Source organism: Thiocapsa sp., assembly GCF_035467215.1.
Classification (GTDB): Bacteria; Pseudomonadota; Gammaproteobacteria; order Chromatiales; family Chromatiaceae; genus Thiocapsa.
In genome coordinates, this window is sequence record NZ_DATITZ010000061.1 from 1 (window position 1) to 13,600 (window position 13,600).

At 63.7% G+C, this 13,600-nt stretch carries 14 protein-coding genes and 1 pseudogene; 13 read left to right on the top strand and 2 right to left on the bottom strand.

All coding sequences use genetic code 11. The annotated features are described in order from the left end of the window. From VLR48_RS02985 to hemP, 9 genes and pseudogenes are all read left to right on the top strand, one after another. A pseudogene (locus VLR48_RS02985) lies at positions 1-336 on the top strand (hypothetical protein); the annotation flags it as partial. Between the two features lie 62 nt (positions 337-398). Continuing rightward, positions 399-1,100, top strand: coding sequence for a type I-MYXAN CRISPR-associated protein Cas6/Cmx6 (cas6, locus tag VLR48_RS02990; RefSeq protein WP_325290355.1), 702 nt, complete (start codon positions 399-401; stop codon positions 1,098-1,100). 271 nt (positions 1,101-1,371) lie between these two features. Further along, positions 1,372-1,710 (top strand): TusE/DsrC/DsvC family sulfur relay protein, encoded by a 339-nt coding sequence (locus VLR48_RS02995; protein WP_325290356.1) that lies wholly within the window; start codon positions 1,372-1,374, stop codon positions 1,708-1,710. 474 nt (positions 1,711-2,184) lie between these two features. Continuing rightward, positions 2,185-3,396, top strand: coding sequence for a carbohydrate porin (locus VLR48_RS03000; RefSeq protein ID WP_325290357.1), 1,212 nt, complete (start codon positions 2,185-2,187; stop codon positions 3,394-3,396). Positions 3,397-3,668: 272 nt separating this feature from the next. Further along, entirely contained in the window at positions 3,669-5,156 is a 1,488-nt protein-coding gene (locus VLR48_RS03005) for a protein adenylyltransferase SelO (RefSeq protein ID WP_325290358.1), read from the top strand. Positions 5,157-5,475: 319 nt separating this feature from the next. Then, positions 5,476-6,129 carry a carbonic anhydrase gene (locus VLR48_RS03010; RefSeq protein ID WP_325290359.1) on the top strand — a complete coding sequence of 218 codons (654 nt, stop codon included), beginning with the start codon at positions 5,476-5,478 and terminating at the stop codon, positions 6,127-6,129. Between the two features lie 90 nt (positions 6,130-6,219). Beyond that, positions 6,220-6,462 (top strand): FmdB family zinc ribbon protein, encoded by a 243-nt coding sequence (locus tag VLR48_RS20180; protein WP_414718570.1) that lies wholly within the window; start codon positions 6,220-6,222, stop codon positions 6,460-6,462. A 49-nt stretch (positions 6,463-6,511) separates the two neighbouring features. Next, positions 6,512-8,080 (top strand): sigma 54-interacting transcriptional regulator, encoded by a 1,569-nt coding sequence (locus VLR48_RS03015; RefSeq protein ID WP_325290360.1) that lies wholly within the window; start codon positions 6,512-6,514, stop codon positions 8,078-8,080. Positions 8,081-8,563: 483 nt separating this feature from the next. Beyond that, on the top strand, positions 8,564-8,695 hold the full coding sequence (hemP, locus tag VLR48_RS03020) for a hemin uptake protein HemP (RefSeq protein ID WP_414718571.1): 132 nt from the start codon (positions 8,564-8,566) through the stop codon (positions 8,693-8,695). 144 nt (positions 8,696-8,839) lie between these two features. Here hemP and VLR48_RS03025 read toward each other — a convergent pair whose 3' ends face one another. Both VLR48_RS03025 and VLR48_RS03030 read right to left on the bottom strand, forming a co-directional pair. Continuing rightward, positions 8,840-9,535: a hypothetical protein gene (locus VLR48_RS03025; RefSeq protein ID WP_325290362.1), complete on the bottom strand. Its 696-nt coding sequence runs from the start codon at positions 9,533-9,535 to the stop codon at positions 8,840-8,842. Continuing rightward, entirely contained in the window at positions 9,535-10,320 is a 786-nt protein-coding gene (locus tag VLR48_RS03030; RefSeq protein ID WP_325290363.1) for a DUF4198 domain-containing protein, read from the bottom strand. Before VLR48_RS03030 ends, VLR48_RS03025 begins: the two co-directional genes overlap by 1 nt. 434 nt (positions 10,321-10,754) lie before the next feature. Here VLR48_RS03030 and VLR48_RS03035 point away from each other — a divergent pair, with 434 nt between their 5' ends. The 4 genes from VLR48_RS03035 to VLR48_RS03050 all read left to right on the top strand — a co-directional run. Continuing rightward, positions 10,755-11,015, top strand: coding sequence for an ATP dependent RNA helicase (locus VLR48_RS03035; protein ID WP_325290364.1), 261 nt, complete (start codon positions 10,755-10,757; stop codon positions 11,013-11,015). 57 nt (positions 11,016-11,072) lie between these two features. Further along, positions 11,073-12,041, top strand: a complete 969-nt coding sequence (locus tag VLR48_RS03040; RefSeq protein WP_325290365.1) for a hypothetical protein — start codon at positions 11,073-11,075, stop codon at positions 12,039-12,041. Positions 12,042-12,053: 12 nt separating this feature from the next. Continuing rightward, a complete protein-coding gene (locus VLR48_RS03045; protein ID WP_325290366.1) occupies positions 12,054-12,821 on the top strand; it encodes a hypothetical protein in 768 nt (255 codons plus the stop codon). 156 nt (positions 12,822-12,977) lie between these two features. Continuing rightward, the coding region (locus VLR48_RS03050) for a DUF2325 domain-containing protein (protein ID WP_325290367.1) at positions 12,978-13,600 on the top strand (623 nt) is incomplete at its 3' end.

The window sequence follows — 13,600 nt, forward strand, 5'->3', positions numbered from 1 at the left end:
ACCATCGAGCTGCTCAGTCACGTGATCGACGAGACACCGGACGACGCCGACGGTGCCGCAGTCGCCGCGACCACGGCACTCTTCATCGCCGATGTCCGCGCCCGGGAGCGTCAACGCGACGATCTGATGTTCTTCGCAACCCAGATGCTCGGCATGGTCGCACGGCGACACAGCGCAGTTGACTCGCCCGAACAGCTCGAGCAGTGGATGGAGCGCCTCGAGCTCAAAGAGCCGGAGAAGTTCCTGGTGCGTTTACGCAACGTGGTCGACGTTTTGGTGCAGGACGATTGGTGGTTCGACCGGCGTGCCCTGCAGGATCGCCTCCCGTTCGCATAAGCGCATGCCGCCGCATCACGCCCCGAAAACACTCGAAAGCAAAGTACCCACGGACCAAGACGATGTTCTGGAATGACGACGACAACCCCGACCGGATTCGCGTGCCGGACGACATCGTGGATCTCCTCTTCGGGATCGACTGCAAATGCATCCCGGTCGACCACGCCTACCTGCTCGCCGAGGCGCTGAGACAGGCGCTGCCCTGGATTGCAGAGGAGCCCGGCGTCGCCGTGCACTCGGTGCACGTCGCCGGATCACAGAACGGATGGGAGCGACCGGAGCACGGGACTGACTCCTATCTCGCGGTCTCCCGACGGACCAAGCTGACACTGCGGGTTCCCCGGGAGCGCGTAGCGCAGGTGTTGCGCGATCTTCCCGGGGTCAAGCTCGATCTCGGCGGAGAAACACTCGTCGTAGGCGCAGGCAAGACCAAGCCGCTCAGCACCGAGACCACCTTGTTCTCTCGGTATGTTGCGCTCGATCTCCCCGACGGAACGAACGAAGACGAGGGCGTCTTTCTCGAGTCCGCGGCGCGTGCACTCGCGGCGATGGACATCCGCGTGCGCAAGGCCGTGTGCGGCAAAACCAACCGGCTCGCCACGCCGGAGGGTCTGATTTCCACACGCAGCCTCATGCTCGCCGGACTCACGCAGGACGAATCCATCCGACTGCAGCAACGAGGGCTCGGTCGCTACCCCCTTCTGGGTTGCGGCATCTTCATTCCGCACAAGGGGGTCGACTCGGTCAAATCAAGCCAAGGCTGAGCACGACTCGGCGCAGCTTTCTTTCGAGGATCTCGCGGCCGCTCGGAATACACACCGCGTCGTCATGCCGCGTCAGCCGAACCACTCATCTCCCCGCACTGCGCATCCCCCGACCCTTTCGTAAACAAGCTTCCGAATCCGCAGGCGCACAAAAAAATGTGACGGCTGCATCGCAAAATCATAAGATTATAAAGTTTGAATCAACCCCTAATGACGGGTACATCGACACGCGTCGACTGTACCCCGCCGAGCAAAGACGAGAGGAGCAATCATGGCCATCGAAGTCAGCGGTAAGACCATCGAGACGACCCCAAGCGGCTATCTTCAGGACCTCGCAGACTGGAGCGAAGATGTCGCGTTGAAGCTCGCCGAGATCGAGGGCATCGCCTTGACCGACAAACACTGGGACGTGATCAACTATCTGAGGGACGAGTACCACAACAACGCCCAAAACCAACCCATGGAGCGCGTGGTTCTGAAGGAAATGGCCAAGAAGTGGGGCTCCAAGCCCACGAGCAAGGATCTCTATACCCTCTTCCCCCTCGCGCCGACCAAACAAGGCACCAAGATCGCCGGCTTGCCCGAGGTGCTGCGCAAGGGCGGTTACTGACGCGACCGGCCCTGCCCGCCGTACGATCCAAGGACGGATCAAGTCCCGCCCGCGTCGACCGCAACGCGCTCGGGCTCGGAACGTGGCGTTGAAGCAGCGACGGCGAACCCCGCCTCCGTCCACATTCCAATCCGGCTTGCATTCCCGAAACGCGCCGCGACCGACCAATCTCCCCTGACCGTCCCCGCCTGACCGCACCCCCTGCTGCACGCAAAAAGCTTATCGCCCGACTCGCCGATCTCAGTGCGATGCCCGACGCAACATTCCGCGCGAGCACCCACCGCATACGCCTGATTGCTCGATCGGCCGCTTGCCTCGAAACCTGTCGAGCTCACCTGATCCAGATCAGTTTTTCGCCCTTCCGACGTGAGAACGCCGCACCCCGGCACGCAATCCGCCTTTACTCTGGATTCGACCTCCGATATAAATGCAAACGATTCGTATTTGGTTTCGTATCGAGCCGGAGTATCGGACATGTATCGCACCTTCAAACACCCCACCCGCGGCGGGGTCGCACTGGCCACGCTGGCCTCAGGTCTGTTGGCGGCCTCCGCCTCGCCGAGCTGGGCCTACGACGTCACCGACAGCTTCTCCATCGGTGCGGTGCTGGGCGCGGCAGGGCAATGCCAGGAGGGTCTGAGCGGGCTGGTCGACGCGGACGGCCAAGCGCTGGACGGCGACACCTGCCGCGGCGGCATGCCGTTTCAGCTTGAAATGAGCGTTCGCCCGAGCGAGCGCGACGAGCTCTACGCCCTGCTCGGTTATGCCGCGGACAACGGTCTGAACGCCGTCTCGCCCTTCGTGCTCGCCCCCTGGGCGGTCGATCTCGAGGACGATCTGAAGGACATCAACGGGCGCGGGCGCGACTACCTGCTGCAGGTCTGGTACAAGCACACCTTCACCCCGGGCGAGGACGCCACCCTCGGCACCACCTTCGGCATCATCGACTCCACCCGGTATCTGGACGAGAACGCCTACGCCAACGACGAGTTCACCCAGTTCATGAACGAGGCGTTCGTGAACTCCGGCGGCTTCAATCTGCCCTCCTACGATGCCGGCGCGGCGCTCGAGCTCGCGCTGGGGGCTTGGGAGATCACGGCCGCGGCGCTGAACATCGGGGAGAACGACGACGGCAACAACTACAACTTCTGGGGTGCGCAGCTCGGCTATCGGCTCGACACCGCGCTCGGGGAGGGCAACTACCGCGCCGTGCTCACCGGCACCTCCTCGGCCTTCGTCAAGCCCCGCGCGGAGCTCGGCGAGGAGACGGAAGGTGTCGACAACGGGGCGCCGCTCGCCGCCGACGACACCCCGGAGAAAACCGATCTGATGGGCTACGGCCTGTCCTTGGATCAGGCCCTCGGGGATCATCTCGGCGCCTTCCTGCGCCTGACCTGGACCGATCACAAGGACATCCTCGACTACCGCGGCCTCTACACCGGCGGCCTGCAGCTCGGCGGCGGTCTGTGGGGCCGCGAGGCCGACACCGTCGGTCTGGCCTACGGCTATCTCGACGGCGCCAATACCGGGATCTCCAACACCAACGTCGCCGAGCTTTACTACCGCTTCGCCGCCAACGACTTCCTCGCCCTCACCGCCGACATCCAGTACATGGCCGACGCCTACGACAGCGGCGAGGACATCGCGGGCTGGATCTTCGGGCTGCGTCTCGTGGCGGAGCCTTGATGAAACCGCGATGCCGGGTTTCGGTATAAGGCCCTTGGCGTAGGCTGAATGGGTTTCGCCGACGCTCTACCCATGAGAGATCTTTCGGTTGTTCTTGATTTGGACCCAATCTCCTGAACCGCGTCGCGTAGAGGTCTTTCTCGCGCTCCGAGGCCGAAAAAACCTCGGACCGTGCGTCTTGAGGGGAACGCGGTTCAGCGCGGCTCAGTTGCGAATTGGCGGGATGGCCGCATGCCTACTGTATCGACTCGCAACCGACATCAAACCATCGCATGACACAGCAGGCCATTCGCTTCGCGTTCGACAACAGCTATCGCCGTCTTCCCGATCATTTTCACGCACGCATCCGTCCCACGCCCGTCACGACGCCCAGCTTGATCAAGCTGAACGCAGCATTGTTCGAAGAGCTCGGTCTGGATCCGGCGGCTGCGGATCCGGACGTGGCGACCCCGCTCTTCGCCGGTAATCTCCTGCCGAACGGCGGTGATCCGATCGCGATGGCCTATGCCGGCCATCAGTTCGGCAACTTCGTCCCGCAGCTCGGAGACGGCCGAGCGATCCTGCTCGGCGAGGTGCTCGACCGTGCCGGGAAACGTCGCGACATCCAACTGAAGGGCTCCGGACAGACGCCCTTCTCGCGCAACGGCGACGGGCGGGCGGCGCTCGGGCCCGTCCTGCGTGAATATATCCTCGCCGAGGCGATGCACGCGCTCGGGATTCCGACCACTCGAGCTCTCGCCGCCGTCACGACGGGCGAGCCGGTCTATCGCGAGACGATCCTGCCGGGCGCCATCCTGACACGCGTCGCGAGCAGCCATATTCGCGTCGGGACCTTCCAGTATTTCGCCTCGCGCGGCGACACCGAGGCCGTGCGTCATCTCGCCGATCATGTCATCGCGCGCCATTACCCGGAAGTCGCAGGGTCCGCCTCGCCCTACCTCGCGCTGATCGAAGCCGTCTTGGAGCGACAAGCCGCCCTGATCGCGGCCTGGATGCACGTGGGCTTCATCCACGGCGTCATGAACACCGACAACATGGCGATCTCGGGAGAGACCATCGACTACGGTCCCTGCGCCTTCATGGACGCCTATGATCCCGCGACCGTCTTCAGCTCGATCGACCGCGGCGGCCGTTACGCCTACGGCAATCAACCGGGGATTGCCCAGTGGAACCTCGCCCGCTTCGCCGAGACCCTGCTGCCCTTGATCGACGGGGCATCGGACGCCGCGATACAACAGGCGACCGACCTCATCCGCGGCTTCTTCGGTCGCTACGAGGAACACTGGACCGCCGGTATGCGACGCAAGCTCGGCCTCGCCACCATCGAGCCGGAGGACATCGACCTCATCTACGGACTCTTGGACGCCATGAAGGCATCGCACGCCGACTTCACACTGACCTTCCGCCGCCTCTGCGACGCGGCCGTGGATCCCAAGGCGGACGGCGGGGTGCGCGATCTATTCGTCGACCGCCAGGCCTTTGACGCTTGGGCCGCGCAGTGGCGCGCACGTCTCGAACGAGACCCGCAAACCCCCGCCGAGCGTGCCGAGCACATGCGCCGCACCAATCCGGCGGTCATCCCACGCAACCATCGCGTCGAGCAGGCGCTGAGTGCGGCCGTCGAACAGAATGACTTCGAGCCATTCGAGGCCATTCTGGGCGTCCTCGAGCGCCCTTACGAGGATCGCCCCGAGCTTTCCGGCTACACCGAGCCGCCGCAGGAGGATGAGCGTGTGTTGAGGACCTTTTGCGGGACCTGAGGCGACACCGCCGGGAACACCGGTCATCCTGCGCCGGCCGCTGAATCCCCTTCATCGTCGGCCGTCCCGGAATAATCCGAGATGGTTTGCGCACCAATCCGGAAGCAGCACTTCCATTTTGGAAACCCAACTTCCAAATCACAACACACTGTTTTTCTTCAAGTCATTTCGGATTTCACCCAAACCGACGACGAAACCAAATCCAACCGCTACACTAAGCTATTGATGATGATCATCGTCGACCCTGGCACAAGCATTGCGCAGCTCCGGTTGCCGTTCTCGGCCAACCAGAACACCAACTGAGGGTAGGAGAAAACCGATGAGCTATCTGAAAGACGAGATCACCGCGCGTGTCGATGCCTATGACCATTGGGCGACCCGCCGCCGTTTCGGACCCGATGGCCCCAACAACCGTCGACTCTGGGTCTTGGCCTGCATGGACGAACGCCTGCCGGTCGATGAAGCACTCGGGATTCGCGTCGACAGCCCAGTGGGCGGCGGCGATGCTCATTGCTTCCGCAACGCCGGCGGGATCGTCACGGACGACGCGATCCGATCGGCGATGCTCACCTGCAACTTCTTCGGAACACAGGAGATCGTGATCGTCCAACACACCCAGTGCGGGATGTTGTCGGCAAACGCCAAGGACCTGGAAGCAGCACTCCGGGCCAAAGGGGTCGACATCGACGAGCTGACTCTGGATCCGACCTTGCCCGAGTTGAAGCTCGCTCCGGGCGGCTTCGCGAAATGGATCGGGATGATGGACGATGTAGACGTCACCTGCATGAAGACGGTGGAGACGTTCCGAAATCACCCGCTGATCCCGAAGGATGTGGTCGTCAGCGGCTGGGTCTGGGAGGTGGAGACTCGGCGCTTGCGCCCGCCCGTGCTCGATGACGAGAAGCGCGCCCGCACGGATGTGACCTCCGCGCAGTTCGGCGTCACGACGCCGCAGCCCAACCGCTGGCGTTGATCGAAACGGCGCCCGGCTCGGGCGCCGCCTTGCCTCGCGACACGACACTTGCTCGACGACGAGCGTCGACATCAAACAGAGAGTCCTCCGATGCCGATCTACGACTACCGGTGCACCTGCTGCCAAACCTCCTTCGAGAGATCCCAATCCATGAATGCCGAGCCGCCGCCCTGCCCCGCCTGCGGGGGCAAAACGGCGCGGGTCTTTCTCTGCGCACCGGCGGTACACGGTCGCATGGCCCGGGGTCGCGATCAGGCCGTTCGCTCGCTGCAGCCTGCCGACACGCCGCGCGGTCACCAACACGGTCCAGGATGCGGGTGCGGGCACTCATGAGAGCCCCTTCTCTTTTTGGCTGAACGATTGACCTTATCGATCATCGAACATGCCTGAAGCAACCGGATCACCGTCACGCGCGGTCGCCTTTCTTCAATCCTTCGTGGCCGAGATCGCCAAGGCGATGGATCGGGCCGAATGCCCCAGTTGTGCCGCTCACCTCGAGCAGATCGAGCAGATCGGCCTGACGGCCGGTGTTTGCCTGGAGGAGAAGGCCCGCGAGGTCCTCGGCTCGCCGGGACCGTTGGACCGGGACCATTACGCGGACCTGATCGTCGAGATCAAGAATCAGATCGGCGGGCGATTTTCCCGCGCGTCCGGCGGGGCCGGGATGGTTCGGGTCGTCAACAGCCGTTGCCCCTTCGGCGAGCAGGTCAAGCATGCACCCTCGCTCTGCCGGATGACGTCGAGCGTCTTCGGCGGAATCGCCGCGCGACACTTCGGCTACGCAAAGGTCGAGTTGCGACAGACGATTGCGGGCGGGGATGGCTCCTGCGACGTCTGCATCTATCTGGATCGGCAGCTTGCCGCACGCAACGAAGGCACCGAGTACCGGGCGGACGGCGAGCGCCTAACCTCGGGAAACCTCACGACACTCATGACACCCAGGATTCGCCGGCGACTGCGTGAGAACTGGTGCCCGCCGCCGGTCGATATCGGCAGCACCGACGCGGCCCTGCAGCCGATCGTCGCAGAGTCCGCCGCGATGCGCGATGCGCTGCGGGCGGTCCGGATCGTGGCGCCGACGGACGTGACCGTCATGATCACCGGCGAGACCGGATGCGGAAAGGAGCTTGTCGCACGCGCCCTGCATGGACTCAGTGCACGTCGCGACAAACCGATGGTCACGGTCAACTGCGGCGCCATTCCGGAGAATCTGGTCGAAACGGCCCTCTTCGGACACGAGAAAGGCGCCTTCACGGGCGCCTACGAAGTGCATCACGGCTACTTCGAGCGTGCCGAGAAAGGGACGCTCTTCCTCGACGAGATCGACTCGCTCCCGCTTTCGGCGCAAGCCAAGTTGTTGCGTGTCATTCAGGAAGGCGAATACGAACGAGTCGGCGGCAAGCGCCCCCTGCGCTCGGATGTCCGGATCATTGCCGCCTCGAACCGCGAGATCGTCGCGATGGTCGACGCCGGACATTTTCGTCGCGACCTCTTCTATCGACTCAACGTCGTGCCGATCGCGATCCCCCCGCTGCGCGAGCGCCCCGAGGACATCGACGCCCTGATCACGCACATCATCCGCAAGCTCGCCCAACGCTATGCCACTGCCGAAAAGACATTGGTTCAAGCCGCGCGGCTCAAAGCCTTGTCCTATGCCTGGCCGGGCAACATTCGAGAGATGGAGAACGTCCTCGAACGCGCCTTCATCTTTGCCGCGGATGCTCGGATTACCGACATCGACGTCCCGGTGACTACGCCGAGCGAATCCCTCCCGGCATGGCGCACACGCAAACAGCAAGCAGCCAAGCAGGCCGAGGTCGAAACGCTGACACGGGCCTTGAGGGTCAGTCGCGGCAATGTCGATCAAATCGCGACTCAGATGGGCATCACGCCGCGAGCGGTCCGCATGAAGCTCAAGGCGCAGGGACTCAGGGCTGCGGACTACAGGTAGGGTCTCGGCGGTTGCGCCGTCGGTCGTCACAGCCGCCCCGCCTCCGGAAAGCTAACATAGGCCGTGCGGTTGAAGATTAAACCGCGGCCAGAGCACGATGCTGATTTTCGAGAGAACTCGAGGTTTGGTGTATCCACCGCCCTTACCAGGGACGCGGTTTAACATGATTGATTTTTCAATATATTAAACCGTTCCACTCCCAACGGTCGTCAGGTCTGCCGAGGCCGATCCCATCCAACAGACATCGCGTACCACGCTGGGCGCGGTTTAGGTACGCTGATTGAGGGGTTTTGTCGGGTAAGCGTTCGGCGGTCGATGAGCAATATGTCTCACGCGCTGTGAGAGAACTTGACAGGGGAAGGAGCGCGACATAACCTTAATAACAACGATTCGCATTTGTAAAAAGACTCACGCGGAGTGACGGCCATGCCGAGAGAATCCCTGTCCGAGAACCCGAGTCAACGTGCACAGTCCGCCGCCGCGATGCGCGCGGATCTGCCGCGGATCGACAGCAACGCGCTGCTGCGCGGCAACAACTTGCTGCTGATCGATCACGCGGGCGATCGTTACGTCCTGAGAATGACGCGCAACAACAAATTGATCCTGACCAAATAGGCAAGCGCATGTCTCCGCTCCGGAGGCGCGCAGAACTTTGGTGATTTCCGGGAAATGACCGGGTGTAGGTGCGAATTGATTCGCACTGGCCGCAGTTCAGGTCTTCCGCTGACCCGCAGTCGGGATGCTTACCAGGAAATCACCTTAGGCACGACCGGATCGACGGCGACTCTTCCACCAGAGCCCCAGTCCGGTCAGACCCATGATGTAGCCGATGCCGCCGAGGATGTCCTGGAAACGGATCCGGTCCTCCGCGGCGACAAGTTGCTCGCGTAACGGGCGAATCTGGCGCGCGACGGCGCGCTCGATTGCTGCCTCCAACGCGGGATCCAGGATCGCCGCGGAGGTTGCCGGTGTAGAAGATGCCTCGGTCTTGACGATGACGGACGCGTCGCGCCGATCAGGTCTTTCGGCTTCTTGGTCGATCGCCCCCCCGGATCCGAATCCGGCCACCAGCTCGGCCGCGGGGACCCGCCACTCGGCCTGATGACCGTCGCCCGTGATGGCCAGGATCAGATGATCCACGGGCGCAGCAGCCGTATAGACGAACTTGCCCTCGACGTCCGGCGCCAGCTCGGCCAGCACCTTGCCCTCGTCGTCTCGGACCTCGATTCGCGCACCCGAGGCGGCACCGCCGCCGGCGAAGTAGGCCGATCCGCTGATCCGTGCGCCTTCGGCGAAGGCGAAGACTTGGAGCTTATGCGCAAGGGCCGGGGCGCTGAGAGTCAACAAGAGCAGAAGCGCCGCGACGCGGCGAGCGGCACTCGTCGATCCTTTCGCGCTGAACGCCAGTCGCGCTCGACCGTCGGCGATCTTCGCGCCGATCTCTATGCCGGGCATCAGTGCATCTCGCGCGTATAGATCCAGATGAGTGCACCCAGCTCGACCGGAACCTCTTCCCCGTCCGGATTCTTCATCGGCTCATCGCCCTCGAGCAGCGCGGCGAAGCCCCACCAGCCAGCCTTGGGCATGGCATAGCTGAAGACCCCGTTCGCATCGGCCCTGATGACCTGGGTGATGTAAGGATCCGATGGCGGCTTGAGCGAGCCGTCGTTGCGCCACTCGACCTCGACCTCGGCAAACGGCACGGCCTTGCCGTCTTGCTTGACGATCCCTCGAAAGAGATTGCCGGCCCAGAGTCCGTAGGGGCGAACCAGCGGCTCGATCTCGACCGGCAGACCGAGATCGGCATCCCAACCCTCCTCCGCACCGAAGGCGTCGACGACGACCTTGGTGTAATGCACGATCATCGCTTCCTCGGCCGGCTCCCAGTAGGGCGCGGGCTCCAGATAGAAGACGTAATCTCCCGGCTGCTTGATCCTGTAGTCGAAACGATAGGTGCGCTTGCCGTCGATCTCCTCTGCCTGAAGGCTCGACTTCAGGTCTTCCCGACCACCCGGACTCAGCACCCCGACCTGAGCGGGCTCTCCCATCGTCATCAGCGGACCACCTTCCATGGGATGCGTGAACCGCATCTCCAGCGTCACGCTGTTGCCGGTCTCGGCATTGACGATATCCGTGGACGGGATGAGCTCCTGAAAGTGGGCATGGGCACCGGCCGCGCCCATGAGCGCAAAGGCGAGAGACATCCGGATGGGGTGAGATGGGCTCGAAAAAGACGTCATGATGGACTCCATCGATAGGTTGCGGATCAGGGTCGGGGTTCCGGAGATCTGCTCTTCGGGGTGCTCGGGGACTGAACCTGCCGGCCGAAGTCCATGCCGCGACCCGATCGTATGAATGAGTGTAAAAAGATATTACGCAGGGGTGTCAAGCATCGAGTTCGGTTTACCGCGGTAGCAGCCAGCCGGCCGCGTGACTCGCACTGCAGGTTTCCCGTTGACAAGCCTCAACCCGCCATCTATCTTTAATACGAACGATTCGCATTAATAGCCTAGCCAGCAGTCGGGAGAGGGACTTCCGGATCTCGTGCCGACCGCTCGCGATAGGCTCCAGTCCCGCTCGACGCGGGACTCCCGTCAGCCAAATCCCGGACGCTTCGTCCGTATCGCCAGCGGGGCATTCTTCGACAACAGCTCGATGTCTCAGGAGACACACCATGCCCGTCGATACCCCCTTGCGTTCGAGCGCCGATCTCTCCCGGCTCAAACCGGAGGATTTGGAGCTGCATCTCGGAGAACTGATTCGCCGCTACGTTCGGCACCGTTCGGCCGATCTCGCCGAACGGGTCGTCGAATACATCGAGGCGCTCTACCTGCATCCGGATCTAGGACACGATGCCGAGCGGTTTTGTGCCTATCGCCGACTGGCGCGTCATTGGCGCTGGCTCGCCCGACAGGGCGCCACCGTCGCGCTTTGAGCAGGACCTCGCCGGCAACACTGCCGAGACCCTCCGGGATCAGTCAAGGAGCGCGCCATGCCGCCCTACATCGAGCTTGAAAACATGCCGAGCGCGGCCGTCATGCCGGCCTCTCGACCACGCTTTCGACCGGAAAGCGAGAACACCCCGGGCAATATCGCCTGCTGGGCAGCGTTCTTCCGGGAGCTCGTCGGTGCCGGAGAGATCCGCATCGGCACCAGCCAGCCCGCGGTCACGTTGGAGCACCGCGGCAACTGGCCGGGCACGCGCATCGAAGGCTCCTCGGGGATCGCTTCGGGCCGACGGTTCACGCTTCGGATGCTGCTTGGTCGCTGGTCTCACATCGATCCTTCGGCAACGGATGCGGCAGACCGAGACCGACGCGGAGGTCTCGCCGTCCTGGACATGAAAGGCGTCCCCCTGCTGGATCTCGGTTTCGGCGAGGACCGTCGAGGGGTCGCCTCGGACATCCTGACGCGATGCCCTGCCCTGTGCCGGGCCCCTTCATGGTCCGAGCCGTCAACGGGCCGTAACGGGGACGCAGGGAAGCTCGACGTCGATGCGGTTCGCGCACTGGTAAAGCAGCCGGGCGATTCGGTCGATCTCGCCGAAGCGACGGGCCAGCTCCGACTCAGTCCCGCACGGCTGCGTGAACGCGGTTGCGCCAAAGCGGTGGACGCCGCGTTGGTTCCCTGTTTCCTCGAAGCGCTCGCGGAGCAGGCGCTGCCCGTTCGCATCGCCACCGGAACCGCGGGGGTCGCTCACAGCGTCGACTGCGCCTTCTTCGGCCATCGACGCGACGGCGTCTGGCAGACCCTGCGGAGCGACTCGGCCCGCTTGCGAATCGACACCTCCAAGATCGATTCGGCTTGGGTGTTGAAGGTCTCCGAAGCAGCGCACGAGCAGACCTCACTCCGTCTCTACGACGCGCGAGGGCGATCGCTGGCAACGATCGTTTCGCTGCCTGGATTCGTGGCCGGCGAGAATCCGATCTGGCGCACGCTCGTCAACGCCCTTCAGGACTAAGAGGGAATCGCCATGCAACGGCTTATTTTCGAGGTGTCCGACCCGGCTGCTCGACTCGCGATCTATGACTTCGACAGTCGGGAGTTGCTCGCCGAGGTCGAGGGTTCGTCATGGCGCCGCATGTTCGAGGAGCTGCGGATCGGCAACGGGCCGCCCAAGCGTGCCTGTTGCGCGCATCATGCCGATGCCCGGACGGATGACCACAACCGCCAGGCCCGACGCGGGCCGAACAGGCTATCGCAGGCACTCTTCCCCGAAACCGACGTGCTCGCGGTGCCGCCGGTCGCGCTCTCGCGCTTACCGACCCCGTCGATCTCGGCGGCTGCCTCCTCGGCAACATTGACCGAGCTGTCCAGCCCGCCGAGCCGCCTGCCGCTCTTGAAAACGACGGGGCGACGCAAGCTCTGGGACATCCCTCACAAATACCATTGCCCGATCATCGGGACCTGTCTCACGGTGGACGAGCTGCGTCGCATCGCCGAGCGAACGGCCCAACGGCCAGACACGCCCTTCTCGGCGTTCGACATCCATGTGAGTTTCGTCGCAGCGGCGGCCGAGAAGAATCCCTTGTCGCTGGCGACACACAAGACACTGGAGAAGAAATTCACCACGAGCGTGCGACGCTACGCGAAGGCACGCGACGCCGACGCGCTCCTGGTGCTCTGGAGCGAATCGCTCGCCACCGGAGAGGTCCCCGGCGGCCTCTGGGCACTCATGACACACCCGCGTGCCGACCATCGGGTGATGACACACGCCTACGAAGAGATCCACATGCTCTAGCATCAGATCGGTGCCGGGCAGCGGGCCGATCTCAAGCGGCTCACCGAGACACGCACGCAGCTTGCGCAGCTGCAACGCGATTTCGATCACCTCCACACGCACACGCGCCAACAGGCAGGCCTGCGGGAGGCAAGGATCCGCGCGCTCGAGAGCGCCTTGGCGAGCCGGGAGGGCGAGTACGCCGAAGCGCGCGCGCATGAGCAGGCCCTGCGCGAACAGCTCGACGCGATGAGAGAGCCCCGCCAATACGAACGAATCGACGCTTTGATCGCGCAGGTCACGGAGCTGGACGCCGAGTTGAGGCGGATTCGCGAGGAGAACGCAAACCTTCGACACGCCGGCACACAGGCGCGCCAGGAGGTCGACGCGGCGGAACACGCCCGGCGCGCGGCCCAGGCCGAATGTCGGGCGACCGAGCGACTGCTCGAGCATCTACTCTCGGATCGGTGCGACGGCTGCACCTCGGAGACGTGCGTGCGGCCCAAAGATCTCGCCGGGCGGCTCGTACTCTGTGTCGGCGGGCGCAAGCAGCTCGTCGATCAGTATCGCGCGATGGTGGCGGGCTGCAACGGTCGCTTCGACCACCATGACGGCGGCATGGAGGACAGCCAACACCGGCTCGAGGCGATGCTCTCTTCGGCCGACATCGTGGTCTGCGCGACCGACTACGTCAGCCACGGCGCTTACTATCGGACCAAGCGGTTCTGCAAGCGCCACGAGAAGCCGCATGTTCTGCTGGGCAACTCAGGTGTTTCCGCGTTTGCACTTGCCATTGAGAG

What these genes read in the sequence shown, in the direction of transcription:
- cas6 (WP_325290355.1), top strand. Translation starts at nt 399, where the DNA reads ATGTTCTGGAATGACGACGACAACCCCGACCGGATTCGCGTGCCGGAC.
- VLR48_RS02995 (WP_325290356.1), top strand. Translation starts at nt 1,372, where the DNA reads ATGGCCATCGAAGTCAGCGGTAAGACCATCGAGACGACCCCAAGCGGC.
- VLR48_RS03000 (WP_325290357.1), top strand. Translation starts at nt 2,185, where the DNA reads ATGTATCGCACCTTCAAACACCCCACCCGCGGCGGGGTCGCACTGGCC.
- VLR48_RS03005 (WP_325290358.1), top strand. Translation starts at nt 3,669, where the DNA reads ATGACACAGCAGGCCATTCGCTTCGCGTTCGACAACAGCTATCGCCGT.
- VLR48_RS03010 (WP_325290359.1), top strand. Translation starts at nt 5,476, where the DNA reads ATGAGCTATCTGAAAGACGAGATCACCGCGCGTGTCGATGCCTATGAC.
- VLR48_RS20180 (WP_414718570.1), top strand. Translation starts at nt 6,220, where the DNA reads ATGCCGATCTACGACTACCGGTGCACCTGCTGCCAAACCTCCTTCGAG.
- VLR48_RS03015 (WP_325290360.1), top strand. Translation starts at nt 6,512, where the DNA reads ATGCCTGAAGCAACCGGATCACCGTCACGCGCGGTCGCCTTTCTTCAA.
- hemP (WP_414718571.1), top strand. Translation starts at nt 8,564, where the DNA reads ATGCGCGCGGATCTGCCGCGGATCGACAGCAACGCGCTGCTGCGCGGC.
- VLR48_RS03025 (WP_325290362.1), bottom strand. Translation starts at nt 9,535, where the DNA reads ATGCCCGGCATAGAGATCGGCGCGAAGATCGCCGACGGTCGAGCGCGA.
- VLR48_RS03030 (WP_325290363.1), bottom strand. Translation starts at nt 10,320, where the DNA reads ATGACGTCTTTTTCGAGCCCATCTCACCCCATCCGGATGTCTCTCGCC.
- VLR48_RS03035 (WP_325290364.1), top strand. Translation starts at nt 10,755, where the DNA reads ATGCCCGTCGATACCCCCTTGCGTTCGAGCGCCGATCTCTCCCGGCTC.
- VLR48_RS03040 (WP_325290365.1), top strand. Translation starts at nt 11,073, where the DNA reads ATGCCGCCCTACATCGAGCTTGAAAACATGCCGAGCGCGGCCGTCATG.
- VLR48_RS03045 (WP_325290366.1), top strand. Translation starts at nt 12,054, where the DNA reads ATGCAACGGCTTATTTTCGAGGTGTCCGACCCGGCTGCTCGACTCGCG.